This is a genomic window from Dyadobacter sp. SRI_021 (genome assembly GCF_057586235.1).
Map to the genome: position 1 here is coordinate 390,818 of NZ_JBYCZM010000002.1, position 11,583 is coordinate 402,400.

The window sequence follows — 11,583 nt, forward strand, 5'->3', positions numbered from 1 at the left end:
TTTTAAAAGCTATCACACTATCTTCGCGGCCTATTTTTTAACTCCAAATAAATATGAAGCATTTTTTCCGCATCGCCTTCCTATTTCTGATTCCGATACTGGCAACAGCCCAGCAAACGGAGGAGCAACAAGTCAAGAAAACATTTGACGACTATAAATCAGCGATCCTGAATGACAAAGGCGAGGAGGCTGTGGAACAGGTTGATACGAAGACGATTAGTTATTACGGCGATATTCTCGAAAAGGTGAAAACGGCCGATTCGCTGACAGTCGATAGGCTTTCTCTGATGGACAAACTGATGGTGTTGATCATTCGTCATCGCATTTCGAAAGACGAAATCCTGACTACCAATGGCAAGCAATTACTGGTAACGGCCATTAAGATGGGTATGGTAGGGAAGAGTTCGGTGATGAACAACGAGGTGGGCGTCGTGAAAGTGAATGGTAATTTCGCTACGGGCGAACTCTTGGTGCGAGGGCAGAAGACGCCATTATCGTTCGAATTCAACAAAGAAAACGGTACCTGGAAGCTGGATCTTACGGCGGTGTTTCCGGCGGGTGAAGCGGCGTTTCGCCAGATGGCAAAACAAAGTGGCGAGCCTGAAAACGAATATTTGTTGTCGTTGGTCGAACTTACGTCGGGTAAGGAGCCCGGGCCGGAGGTTTGGGTGCCTACTAAGCGATGAGGTCGCAGCCTGGGCTGACCTGCCGGAGACGCTGTAAAACCAAATGTCACGCTGGGCGCAAGGGGCGGCCGGGCGGTCGAAGGCAGTCCGTACCGCACCGTCGTGCTTGCGCTTCGACTGCGCTCAGCGTGACATGAAACTTGCCTTACTCTTTTTTAATACCTCTTACACAATAGGCGCTTCTTCCTCGCGTACGGGCGGCTGCGCGGGTACGCCTGCGAGTCGCTGCAACACGTGCGACACCACGGGCCTGCTGCTGAACAGGTAAGCGTGGTGGTTCATGAGGTAATGCCTTTCCCAGAATGTTTTACCTAATTGAATGCCGCTGTAATCGCCTTCGCGGGCTTTTGCCATGGCGGAGTCGTCGTTGTTGAGGAAACCGTAAAAGAGCGGGTCTACTTGCGGACCAGTGTCCTGCTTGATGATATCCAGCACATTATAGAAATTGAAACCGTCTTCGAGTTTCAGGTTCGGTTCGTTTTTGAAGATTTCGTCGCCATAACTGCCCAGGTTACGGAAGTCCGCGGTAAGGCCTTCGGCGTCGGGGCGGGGATCAAAAGTGGCGGTATTTTCATTGAGGTTAAACTGTTTGGAACTCACATACAGCAGGTAATCGCTCGGGTCGTAGTAAATGTGAACGTGCTTGCCAAGTTGTTTCAACGGTGTGTAATTGTAGTGAAAATGCGGTCCTTTGAATTTCCTGCGCATATTTCGCAGCTGTACACCTCCCTGCTGCACGGCCAGGTGCGTTACGTCGGGGGCCATGAGGAATATGTTTTCGAAAATGCGGGTCGGAATGCTGTGGCCTTCGCCAGGGTTGATCATGCCATTCAGCAGCTGGTGCCCGAATGAATGCACGACCAGGTTGAGCGTTTTGCCTGCTTCTTGCAGCTTCCGGGAAAGCACTTCGAAGTACTCAAACAAACCATTGCGTGTGAACTGCTCGCCGTAGCCGATGGAGCGGTCGTCGGCCTTTTTGCGCCATCCGTACGATGGCCAGCCGAAGTAAAGTACATTGGCCACGCTGTTTTCAGGGTGGGCCAGGTAGCTTTGCGCGAACTGAGGCACCAGTTCCAATTTGAGGCCCGGTTCCCAGTCGAATCCATGGATGTAAACAAAAACGTGCTTGCGCGACTCCGGCAACCGGCTCGCAGCCTGCGTCACACCGGTAGCCCATACTTCGGGGAAAAGCTCCGTTACCCTGAAATCGCGGTCGGGTGAGGGTGGAAGGTTTGCGAAAAACAGTTTGTCGGGCGCATCCGCCATATCGATCACCGGAATGCCCGCTTTTTGCTGCCGGTAGCAGATGAAAAAATGCGACCGATCCAGCGCCGACAAGCCCGAATAGGCATCCAGTTCTACTTTATTCCCGATGACTTTGGTGCCGTCGCTGGTGATGTACCACAATGCGCGGCGGTCGTATTCTGCGTTGGTAACAGTTACTTTGGAACCCCGCGTGAAAAAAGGCCGTGGGCCGTTCGGGCCGGGGCGCTGCGATTGCTGGTCGAGGTTGTCGTTGATAATGCCTTCCATAGAGGTGGTGGTTTTAAGGCCCGAGGTAATTCTACAAGTTAGCGAGTATCACTGATCTACTCAACCGTTTGTTATTTACCGGTAGGTGGGATGGAAAATGTGTTGTTAATCCCCGGATTGGCACGTTTGGCATGGTTTTGGCATACTATATGGTATAACCATCCAAACACCAAAGATGAAAGCTGTTATTTCGATGTTATTGGCTACCTCAATGCTGGCGGCTTGTAACACGCAGTCAGACAAGCAGGAAGCACTCTTAAAATCTCAACAAAAAACCATCGATTCAATGCGTGTGGCCATGGAAAAACAGGCCATTATAGATTCAATGAATGCCCTGCAAACCCAGCGCCAGGAAGCGGAAAAGTGGGAAGATCTTGAGAAAAATGAGGCAACAAACCACACTCAGGCCGTTGCAAGCGCTCCGGCACAAGCACCGGTAGCTGCGGCACCTGCTAAAAAGAAATGGAGCCATACTGCCAAAGGCGCGTTGGTAGGAGCAGGCACCGGCGCCATTACCGGGGCGATCGTGAACAAGAAACGTGTAGAAGGCGCATTGATTGGTACGGTGATTGGCGCGGGCGTAGGTGCGGGTACAGGCGCGATCGTCGACCATACCGTGAAAAAACGTCAGGGACAATAATCACATACTCGCTATATAAATTCGGATTGCCGGTCGTGAGGCCGGCAATTTTTTTGTGCCTGCTCATTTCACGGGTCGGGGTATCAGCATGGGTGCGTCACCTTCTCTCGGCAACCGGTATACGTCGCCATTGGCATTGGAAAAGTAAATGAACGACTCCGACGGTTTTCGGCCGTGGCCGTCAGCCCAGATCGCATAAAAACCGTCTTGCGCATGCACAGGCTTGCGTACGTAGGAGTGGTTCATCGGGCTGTTCCGGGTCAGTTGCCTTTCGAGGGCCCATTGCTTGCCGCCATCGTCGCTTCGCCACATAGCTACTTCTCCGCCCGGATTGTAGGCCTGCGGACCGTCGATACTGGGCCCGACCACCCGCCAGCTGTTTTTGGAAATATGGTAAATGGAGCCCATATCGTAATTGTTGTCCGAGGTCGTGACAATATGGTGTTCCCAACCCTTGTTTCCGGGCCGGTACAACGTCCACTTGCGCGGGCCATTGGCGGGGCCTGCTTCGAAGCCTTTGCTGGCAATGACCAGGATCGCGGGTTTGTTTTGCTGATCGAAAGTAATGTCGAGCAGATAGCAGTTCCGCTTTTCACTGGCGTAGTCATGTACGGTGGCAAGGTTCTGCGGGCTGGTTAATGGCAATTGCGCTGTTTCGCCTTCAATATTCTGCCAGGTTTTCCCAAAATCCGAGGTTTCGAGGTAATGCAAGTTGGTACGGTAGTTAAGCCCTTTGCCCTTGGGATGGTAGTCAAATGCCACGCCGATTTTTCCATTCCTTTCGGCGCTGATCTGGTAATGCCCTTCTTCAATGTGTGCCAGTACTTTCCACTCATTCCAATGCGCGCCATCGGCAGTAGTGTTGTACCCGATCACCCGTTGGCCGGCCTTGTTGTATTTGGTAAAAAGTGCTATAAACCCCTGGCCTTTGATGTGGTAAACCTGAAAATAGGAGAAGTTGGTAAACGGCTGCACCTTGCCGTCGACTATTTCCGTGGCGTTCATCCGTTCGAAATAGGTTATGTCAAAGGGCTTTTTGCTTTTGTGAATATAAGAAGGGCGCGAGATGCCATGAGAGGTTGAAAAAATCCATATGTAACCGCCGCTGTCGATGGAAATCACAGGGTTATCGTGTGCATCGGTGGTTTTTTTGTCGAGAATAGTCAGCGGGTTGGCTACTTTGCCGGTTCTGTGATCGAAGTAGGAGACGTTGTGCAGCAATGTGGAATTGGCGCTGTCGGTGCCTCCAAAACAGAAAAACGTTTTATCGACCTGCCTCGCGTAAATGGCAAACGGCCGGTGGTTGGCCGGATAAACCGCCAGCCCGCCGCTGTATTTGTAAACATATTCGTCGTTCGAAGGCTGGTTCATGTACCAGATTCCCCGAAAGCCATTGGCCTTTTTCATCACGATTTCCGCCTCGGCAAACTGGCCGTCGGTGTTTTGGGCGAAGGTAGCGGTGGTCGCGGTAATGAAAGTCAGAAAGGTCAGGAAGGTCAGGTATTGTTTCAGAATCGGGCCGGATTTTGCTTTCATGGGGGTAGGCGGTGTAACTGGTGATCACATAGTTACTAAAACCGGTAATGGCGGTTTTGCTACTGATAACCGCGTGCCGAATAAGTGCTGCCTTTCTCTGTTTTACCTTGTAAATCTAACACTAAGTGTTATAATTACAAGGTAAAATGCTTGTTAAGTAGATGCGGAATTGCTAACTTTACCTTGTAAATCTAACATCAAGTGTTATAATTGCAAGGATGATACCACGGATAGCAAAGGAAGAAATCGACGAATTACTGGCTGACTTTCCGGCGGTAGGCGTATTGGGGCCGCGCCAGATTGGCAAGACAACGCTTGCCGAGCTTGTAGCTGAGTCGCTGGATCCGAAACCGATTTACCTCGACCTTGAAAATCCACTCGATCTGGCCAAATTGAATGAACCGGAAGCTTATTTCGAGGCACATAAAGGGAATCTCATTATCCTCGACGAAGTTCACCGCGTCCCCGAACTTTTCCCCGTGTTGCGAGGCGTTATCGACCGGCGCAGGAGGGAAGGTTTGCGGACGGGCCAGTTCCTGATTCTGGGATCCGCTTCACTCGATCTTTTAAGACAATCATCCGAAACGCTGGCCGGGAGGATAGCGTACCGGGAACTCTCCGGATTTGTTATCAATGAAATTGAAGAAACGAGCCCGATTGCGCAGGATAAATTGTGGCTACGCGGCGGTTTTCCGGATAGTTTTCTTTCTAAAAACGACCTGAACAGCTTCCGATGGCGGCTTAACTTTATCAATACCTATCTGGAACGGGATATTCCGCAGTTTGGGCCCCGCATTCCGACGGTCTTGTTACGCAGGCTCTGGACAATGCTGGCGCATCATCAAGGTGGGCCATTGAATACGGCCCAGTTGAGTTCAAGTCTGGATATTGCGCTCCCTACGGTAAAGCGCTACGTGGAGTTGCTCGAAGATCTCTTCCTGATCCGTACATTGCGGCCGTGGTCGGGAAATGTGGGGAAGCGGCTCGTGAAAACGCCCAAGGTGTACATCCGCGACAGCGGCCTTACGCACGCGTTGCTCAATCTCGCCACGTATGACGACCTGCTGGGCCATCCGGTTTCGGGCAACAGCTGGGAGGGGTTTGTGATCGAAAACCTGATGGCTGCGTTGCCTTTGGGCATGACACCCTGGTACTACCGCACCGCGGCGGGTGCGGAGATTGACCTGGTGCTGGAAAGAGGGCCGAAGGAACGCTATGCGATCGAAATCAAAAGATCGCTTGCTCCCTCGTTTTCGAAAGGTTTTTACCTGGGTTGTGAAGATATTGGGGCGGAAAAGCGGTTTTTGGTTTATCCGGGCAAGGAGAGGTTTCCGATGGCCAAAGACGTCACCGCTATTCCGTTATCGGAAATGGTTACTGAATTGCTGAATTTAAAGATATAATGCCTTATGGCCTGGAATCCGGAAGTTTACAATCAATTCAAATCGGAGCGCTCGGCGCCGTTTTTCGATTTACTGGCACTGCTGAAAGTACGGCCGCGTTTGGAAGTGATCGACCTGGGCTGCGGTACGGGTGAATTGACCGCCCAAATGGCTGACACTCTACCCGAATCCCGCGTTTTAGGAGTCGATTCATCGGAAGAAATGCTAGGTGACTCGCGGAAAGCGGATGGCAGCACTTTGAATTTCGAGTGTATTACCATTGAGAACCAGCTTGAAAAAGACCAGCGATGGGATATTGTATTTTCCAACGCAGCCCTGCAATGGGTACCGGACCACGAGGCGCTGTTTCCTAAGATCATTTCCAAAATAAAGCCCGGAGGGCAACTATTGGTACAAATGCCGGCCCAACACCACAACCTGACCAATCGTTTGCTCAACGAACTAGGCACACGGGAACCTTATGCGACGGTTTATGCCGGCTGGAACCGGTTATCGCCTGTGCTGGAACCCGGTCGCTATGCTGAAATCCTTTTCGAAAACGGCAGCAAATCCATGCAGGTTTTCGAAAAGATCTATCCGCTGATTTTGAAAGATGTAGACGCGCTGCTGACCTGGGTTTCCGGCACGGCGCTGATTCCCTACCTCGAACGCTTGCCGGAACATTTGAAAAACAGTTTCCGGGAAGATTTCCGCACATTATTGCACCAACATTTTCCGAAAACGCCTGTTTTTTATCCATTTAAGCGGATATTATTAGAAGCGCAGTTTTAAATCGGATAATAGGATAAGTGGCATTCTTTTTTTTGTAAATTTAAGATATGGATACGCTGCTGATTGACATATTGGATCCCAAAGCCGCAGCGCTCCTGAAAGATCTGGAAGAAATGGAAATGATTTCCATTCAAAATCCAGTCGAAAGTGGTTTTGCTTCTGTTTTGAAAAAACTTCGTTCCAATTCTGACTCAACTCCGACGCTTGAAGAAATTACAGCAGAAGTTGAATCAGAAAGGAAGAAGCGGTATGCCGGATAAATCTCAAAGGATTACACGAAGTCGCCAAATTTGTAAATGTTACAACCAAAGTCAACATTTGCCGCGACCCGAAAGACAACTTTCTACTTGCATTGGCCCTTGATTCCAATGCCGATTTCCTAATTACCGGCGATGCCGATTTACTGGTGATAGAACAAATTGGCAAGACCCGCATTATAACGTTGACGGACTTTCTAGGATGCATTAATTGAGGAGCCGAATATGACCGGCCCCTCAATTACTACCCCTGATACGCCCCCGCAAACCGCTTCGCGAAGTCTTCCAGTTTGAAAGTGCCCTTAATTTCTCCACGGTTTTTCCAGTAATCTTCCTGCATTCTGCCGCTTTGCAGCGCCTGGCCCATGTCGCGGTAGAGGCCGGCGAAGCTTTCGTTCAGGCCGGCCTGGAGCATACCGTTGTAGGCGTCTTCGTCGGTGAAGGTGACCCACGGCGTTCCTTCCTTGCCGACGGCTGTGCCCAGTATTGCGGCGATTTCGGACGGGTGGCGCTCGTCGCTTGAAATGTAGGTGATCGTTTGCGCTTCTGTAAATGGCGCGAGAAGCTGCTCTGTGGCCACTTTGGCGATATCGTCGGTGTCGGTAAGCACAAGTTTCTCTTCGGTGCCGCCGAAGTTGCTGCCCGCAATGCCTGCGTTTCTGATCAGGCCGATTTGCGCGTACAGGTTATTGAAGAAATAGGATGGGCGAAGGATTTTCACCTTCAAACCCGGAATTTGCGCCAATTTTTCTTCCAGATAACCTAATGCATCGATCGGTCCTGCGCCTTTACGCAGGTGCGCACCTATGCTGCTCAGGAGCACAATGCGCGTGACGCCGGCCGATTGAATGGCTTGCAAATATTTATCTGCCACTTCCAGCTGAAACGCTGCGTAATCGGCCAGGGAGAAATCCGACGGTATCATGAGGTAAGCTATGTCGCCACCTTTGAATGCAGATGCGAGGAACGCTGCGTCCTGCACCGAACCAATCGCCGCTTCTGCTCCGAGACTTTCGATCTGCTGTTTTTTATTCGCATTGCTGCTGATTACAACTACCTGATGGCCAGCTTTAACGAGGTTTTGCGTTACGGGAAGGCTAATGTTGCCTAGTGATCCTGTGATGATGTATTTCATGTCTTTTGGAATTGTTTTTTGATGGGACAAAACTATATTTGTACTTACTTCTTGACAAGTACTTACCCGAGAGTATGTATGACTAGAATTAAGGAAAATTCGACTTACAATGCGAACCGCGAGATTGTAATGCAGGAATGCCCGGTTACGTATGTGATGAATAAGATCGGTGGGCACTGGAAGCCGATTATTTTGTATCATCTACTGGCTGGGAGCAAGCGTTACAGCGAAATAAAAAAGGCAATGCCGCATATTACCGAAAAGATGCTCATCCAGCATTTGAAGCAGCTGGAAAGCGACCGTTTGCTCATCCGGGAAGCCAAGCCGGTGGTGCCGCCCTACGTCACCTACACGCTTACCGACGGTGGCAGAGAGCTGGAACCAGTGATTAACGCCATGGCGGAATGGGCGTACAGGGATATGAAGCGGAATAACCAGCCAGTAGCAGAAGAAGTGGCGGCATAAGCGTCCGGCAAAGTTTTTGGGTATTCCGAACTACCTGTTGACACACGGTTGTCACCAGCTCCATTATCTTGCAGCGAAAACAGACCAGTTATGAAAGTCCATACCACCAACTACGAAAACACACTTATCGAGGTTGCCGACGATTGCCCTGCCACCGGTGGCGAAATACCGCCGATGAAGGGGGACGCCAAAACGGTGGCCGGTATCCAGTACGAAATGATCAGCAAAAATCCCTACAAATTCACGTCAGACGATGTTTTATTTAAGGTTTTTGCTGAGCGGAAGGATCTCACAGAAAGCGAACTGGAAGAGGCTCGGAAACAGTTCTTTTCAAAAGGGCAGGCCTGCATGCGTTGTTCTCCTTTGACCAAACGCTATGGCTGGGGCGTTCATAACAACGAGGAAGGGAAGATTGCATTGGTTGCATGCGATAGTCCCGAGTATAAAAAGCTGAAAGAAAGCGGTCTGAAAACGGTGAAGGCAATGCGGTCGAGCCGGTAGTATGTAGAGGGGAGACCCAAGGGCATCTACGCCGTTTTTATCGGCAATGCAGCTCCGCGGAGAAGTCTTCTGAATGGGTGATCATATTGTTTTTCAAAAACCTGTCGGTTATTCCCCTTACACTGATTTTCAATGCATTGTTCCTGCTTTGGGTTACCGGTCGTGTTTCCGACCGCGGGAATGCCTGAGCAATTGTTTATATCTACACCAAAAATGAAAAAATTAGGCCTTGTAGGCGGTATGAGCTGGGTCTCGACTGTCGATTATTACCGCTTTATCAATGAAGGCGTAAATGCAAAGTTGGGAGGGCTCAACTATGCCGAATGCATTATTTACTCGGTTAATTTCAGTGCTTTTGTAAGCAACAACACTGCCGGTAAATGGGACGATACGTTTCACATCTTGCTTAATGCCTGTCGGAATCTTCAAAAAGTGGGAGCCCAGGCCATTGTACTTTGTGCGAATACGGCGCACGCCGTTGCCGATCGGCTGGAAACTGAAATTGATCTGCCGATCATCCATATCGTCACCGCGACAGCCACAGCCATCAAGGAAGCCGGGCTTCGGAAGGTAGGTCTGCTTGGTACGAAGTTCACGATGGAAATGGATTTTTACAAAGACAAACTGGCGAGCCTGGTCATAGAGCCAATCGTGCCGGCGACGCAGGAGAACAGGGATTTTATTCAGGATACGCTGCGTGACGAGTTGGGAAAGGGCATTATCCGGGAAGAAACAAAGCAGCGCTACCTTGCAATTATCGACGAACTGATTCGTCAGGGGGCGGAAGGGATCATCCTTGGCTGTACGGAAATTCCGATGATACTGGGTCAGGAGGACGTGTCGGTGCCGGTTTTCGACACTACCCGCATCCATTCCGACGCCGCTGTCGCATTTGCATTGACGGAGTGAGTCTCCAGATCCGGTAGCGGTACAACCCGACATTCAAAAACAGTAAAGCGGGCTGCTTTTTAAAATGGCAGCCCGCTTTTACATGCATAACGTTACTATTTATCCGACAAAGGCACCAGTTTCGCCTTCAAATCGGGCTCCTTCATATCCTTGTCCAGCGGGAACATCGGACGCTTGATGCGCTTGTACGGCAACCGCTCCAGGTCCTGATCTACTCCACCTGGTGTAAGGGCGAGAATCCAGTCGGCGCGCATATTGTACAGCTCCGGTTCGAGGTATCCTATTTTCACGACCACGATGTCCGATTTGCGCGGGTTCAGGCCGAGACGGGTAAAATCAGCTTCCTTGTGGTAAGGCTTGCGTTTCTTGGTGACGATCACACGCACGCTGCCCACTTTCACGACCACCTCGGTTTCGGCATTGATGTCCCCGTGATGAATCGCTTCCACGGTACCCACCAGGTGTATCGGAGGTGCGAAACGCGCATCCACTTTCGCGCCCGCATATGCGTCGATTTTGCCTCCTACACCGGCTTTTACCGCCGCTTCAACCAGTTCCGGGCCTGGAATTGAGGCGTAAATCAGCGACGGACCGTTTTCGTTCCTGAATTCAGGACGTTTGAGGATTTCGGTGATCGTCCAGGTAACGTCGCCTGCACCGCCGGCGGTAGGGTTATCCCCGGAATCGCTGATAAAAAACGGATGTTTATCACTGGCGAGTGCTTTGTTCAATGCGCCTTTCAGATCGTCGGTGGGTGCCACGAATGCAAACTCCTTACGCACATCCCAGAAACTTTTTGCCAGCATTTCAGCACTTTCGGTTACTTTGGCTTTGTCGTCGCCGGTAACCATCACCACCGCGTGGTTACGAGGCTCGTCCGCCCAGGCATAGCCCACCCACATGGCCGCGTCGATAACGCCCGGCTGTACCGAAGCAGGTGCGACCTTCGCATACAGCGATTTCCCCGGCTCGATGCGGGTACTTGTTTTTTCTCCTGGAAGCAGGATCGGCACCGGGATCCAGGCCTTGTATGCCGGTTTGCCTTTGCCGCTTTCGAGGCGCGAGAGCAAGTTTGCGACGGCCCGCCGCTTGGATTCCATCGCATCCTCGTGGGGTGCCATCCGGTAGCAGGTAATGAGGTCGGTGTGTTGTGCGAGGCGCCACGATACGTTGCCATGCAGGTCCATACAGGTCGAAATGAGCACTTTTTTACCAATCACCTCGCGGATACGCGTGATGAGGTCGCCTTCCGGATCATCCAGTCCTTCGACGCTCATTGCGCCGTGAATATCGAAATACAGTCCGTCGTAGGGGCCGTTTTTCTTCAAAAGTTCCAGCGTTTGCTTCACCAATGATTCATAGGCGGCTCTCGTTACCATGCCGCCCGGCAATGATTTCCCTACCAATGCAGGCAGCCACTCGGCACGTTTCCGCAAGCTGGAATCCGGCGCCATAAAGGGGTATGAGGTAAAAATCTGCTCACCATATTTGGCTTTGAATGCAGGTTCTTCGGTACGCGCCGGCGAGAATGTGCTCGACTCGATACCGAGCCCCGCAATGGCGATCCGGGGTAACGCTTTGGATTTTTTTTCTCCGTCGGCAAAGCAGCAAGTTTGTGCTCCTGCGAGGAGGAAAGAAAAGATCAGGGAAAATGTAATTTTCATATATTTTGTTTTAACAAACGGGCTCGGGGCCTCTATTTTGTTTAAACATACTGAAAATCGGCGAAATGAAATGGGGTGGAGTG

Annotated in this window: 13 protein-coding genes; 9 read left to right on the top strand and 4 right to left on the bottom strand. The window is 50.9% G+C overall.

Annotation, left to right across the window (positions count from 1 at the left end; translation table 11 throughout):
• The first annotated feature begins 53 nt into the window (after positions 1-53).
• Entirely contained in the window at positions 54-686 is a 633-nt protein-coding gene (locus tag AC2YIT_RS06870) for a hypothetical protein (protein ID WP_487278709.1), read from the top strand.
• A gap of 165 nt (positions 687-851) precedes the next feature.
• Here the strand turns inward: AC2YIT_RS06870 and AC2YIT_RS06875 are convergent, their stop codons facing one another.
• The gene (locus AC2YIT_RS06875; protein ID WP_487278710.1) at positions 852-2,219 is read right to left on the bottom strand and encodes an alpha/beta hydrolase; all 1,368 of its coding nucleotides are present in this window, start codon (positions 2,217-2,219) and stop codon (positions 852-854) included.
• A 175-nt stretch (positions 2,220-2,394) separates the two neighbouring features.
• On the opposite strand from AC2YIT_RS06875, the gene AC2YIT_RS06880 reads away from it, so the two are divergent.
• The gene (locus tag AC2YIT_RS06880) at positions 2,395-2,859 is read left to right on the top strand and encodes a glycine zipper family protein (protein WP_487278711.1); all 465 of its coding nucleotides are present in this window, start codon (positions 2,395-2,397) and stop codon (positions 2,857-2,859) included.
• A gap of 63 nt (positions 2,860-2,922) precedes the next feature.
• Here AC2YIT_RS06880 and AC2YIT_RS06885 read toward each other — a convergent pair whose 3' ends face one another.
• Positions 2,923-4,395 (bottom strand): BNR-4 repeat-containing protein, encoded by a 1,473-nt coding sequence (locus tag AC2YIT_RS06885; RefSeq protein WP_487278712.1) that lies wholly within the window; start codon positions 4,393-4,395, stop codon positions 2,923-2,925.
• Positions 4,396-4,613: 218 nt separating this feature from the next.
• Between AC2YIT_RS06885 and AC2YIT_RS06890 the strand changes: the two genes are divergently transcribed.
• From AC2YIT_RS06890 to AC2YIT_RS06905, 4 genes are read left to right on the top strand one after another with little or no spacing between them, the layout of a single operon-like run.
• Positions 4,614-5,798, top strand: a complete 1,185-nt coding sequence (locus AC2YIT_RS06890; RefSeq protein WP_487278713.1) for an ATP-binding protein — start codon at positions 4,614-4,616, stop codon at positions 5,796-5,798.
• A 6-nt stretch (positions 5,799-5,804) separates the two neighbouring features.
• Entirely contained in the window at positions 5,805-6,569 is a 765-nt protein-coding gene (locus AC2YIT_RS06895) for a methyltransferase domain-containing protein (RefSeq protein WP_487278714.1), read from the top strand.
• Positions 6,570-6,616: 47 nt separating this feature from the next.
• Entirely contained in the window at positions 6,617-6,829 is a 213-nt protein-coding gene (locus AC2YIT_RS06900) for a hypothetical protein (RefSeq protein ID WP_487278715.1), read from the top strand.
• Complete coding sequence (locus tag AC2YIT_RS06905) at positions 6,826-7,041, top strand: putative toxin-antitoxin system toxin component, PIN family (protein ID WP_487279012.1); 216 nt, start codon at positions 6,826-6,828, stop codon at positions 7,039-7,041. The genes AC2YIT_RS06900 and AC2YIT_RS06905 overlap by 4 nt, the downstream gene beginning before the upstream one ends.
• Positions 7,042-7,070: 29 nt before the next feature.
• On the opposite strand, the gene AC2YIT_RS06910 is transcribed toward AC2YIT_RS06905, so the two are convergent.
• Positions 7,071-7,961: an SDR family oxidoreductase gene (locus tag AC2YIT_RS06910; protein ID WP_487278716.1), complete on the bottom strand. Its 891-nt coding sequence runs from the start codon at positions 7,959-7,961 to the stop codon at positions 7,071-7,073.
• Between the two features lie 78 nt (positions 7,962-8,039).
• Here AC2YIT_RS06910 and AC2YIT_RS06915 point away from each other — a divergent pair, with 78 nt between their 5' ends.
• The 3 genes from AC2YIT_RS06915 (at position 8,040) to AC2YIT_RS06925 (ending at position 9,836) form a co-directional block, all read left to right on the top strand.
• Positions 8,040-8,426, top strand: coding sequence for a winged helix-turn-helix transcriptional regulator (locus tag AC2YIT_RS06915; protein ID WP_430847760.1), 387 nt, complete (start codon positions 8,040-8,042; stop codon positions 8,424-8,426).
• A 90-nt stretch (positions 8,427-8,516) separates the two neighbouring features.
• Positions 8,517-8,927 (top strand): DUF6157 family protein, encoded by a 411-nt coding sequence (locus AC2YIT_RS06920; RefSeq protein ID WP_430847762.1) that lies wholly within the window; start codon positions 8,517-8,519, stop codon positions 8,925-8,927.
• Between the two features lie 213 nt (positions 8,928-9,140).
• A complete protein-coding gene (locus tag AC2YIT_RS06925; protein WP_487278717.1) occupies positions 9,141-9,836 on the top strand; it encodes an aspartate/glutamate racemase family protein in 696 nt (231 codons plus the stop codon).
• A gap of 95 nt (positions 9,837-9,931) precedes the next feature.
• Here AC2YIT_RS06925 and AC2YIT_RS06930 read toward each other — a convergent pair whose 3' ends face one another.
• Positions 9,932-11,500, bottom strand: coding sequence for a M81 family metallopeptidase (locus tag AC2YIT_RS06930; RefSeq protein ID WP_487278718.1), 1,569 nt, complete (start codon positions 11,498-11,500; stop codon positions 9,932-9,934).
• Positions 11,501-11,583: the final 83 nt, after the last annotated feature.

Bases quoted from the DNA above. Each gene is read 5' to 3' on its own strand.
- AC2YIT_RS06870 (WP_487278709.1), top strand. From the start codon at position 54: ATGAAGCATTTTTTCCGCATCGCCTTCCTATTTCTGATTCCGATACTG.
- AC2YIT_RS06875 (WP_487278710.1), bottom strand. From the start codon at position 2,219: ATGGAAGGCATTATCAACGACAACCTCGACCAGCAATCGCAGCGCCCC.
- AC2YIT_RS06880 (WP_487278711.1), top strand. From the start codon at position 2,395: ATGAAAGCTGTTATTTCGATGTTATTGGCTACCTCAATGCTGGCGGCT.
- AC2YIT_RS06885 (WP_487278712.1), bottom strand. From the start codon at position 4,395: ATGAAAGCAAAATCCGGCCCGATTCTGAAACAATACCTGACCTTCCTG.
- AC2YIT_RS06890 (WP_487278713.1), top strand. From the start codon at position 4,614: ATGATACCACGGATAGCAAAGGAAGAAATCGACGAATTACTGGCTGAC.
- AC2YIT_RS06895 (WP_487278714.1), top strand. From the start codon at position 5,805: ATGGCCTGGAATCCGGAAGTTTACAATCAATTCAAATCGGAGCGCTCG.
- AC2YIT_RS06900 (WP_487278715.1), top strand. From the start codon at position 6,617: ATGGATACGCTGCTGATTGACATATTGGATCCCAAAGCCGCAGCGCTC.
- AC2YIT_RS06910 (WP_487278716.1), bottom strand. From the start codon at position 7,961: ATGAAATACATCATCACAGGATCACTAGGCAACATTAGCCTTCCCGTA.
- AC2YIT_RS06915 (WP_430847760.1), top strand. From the start codon at position 8,040: ATGACTAGAATTAAGGAAAATTCGACTTACAATGCGAACCGCGAGATT.
- AC2YIT_RS06920 (WP_430847762.1), top strand. From the start codon at position 8,517: ATGAAAGTCCATACCACCAACTACGAAAACACACTTATCGAGGTTGCC.
- AC2YIT_RS06925 (WP_487278717.1), top strand. From the start codon at position 9,141: ATGAAAAAATTAGGCCTTGTAGGCGGTATGAGCTGGGTCTCGACTGTC.
- AC2YIT_RS06930 (WP_487278718.1), bottom strand. From the start codon at position 11,500: ATGAAAATTACATTTTCCCTGATCTTTTCTTTCCTCCTCGCAGGAGCA.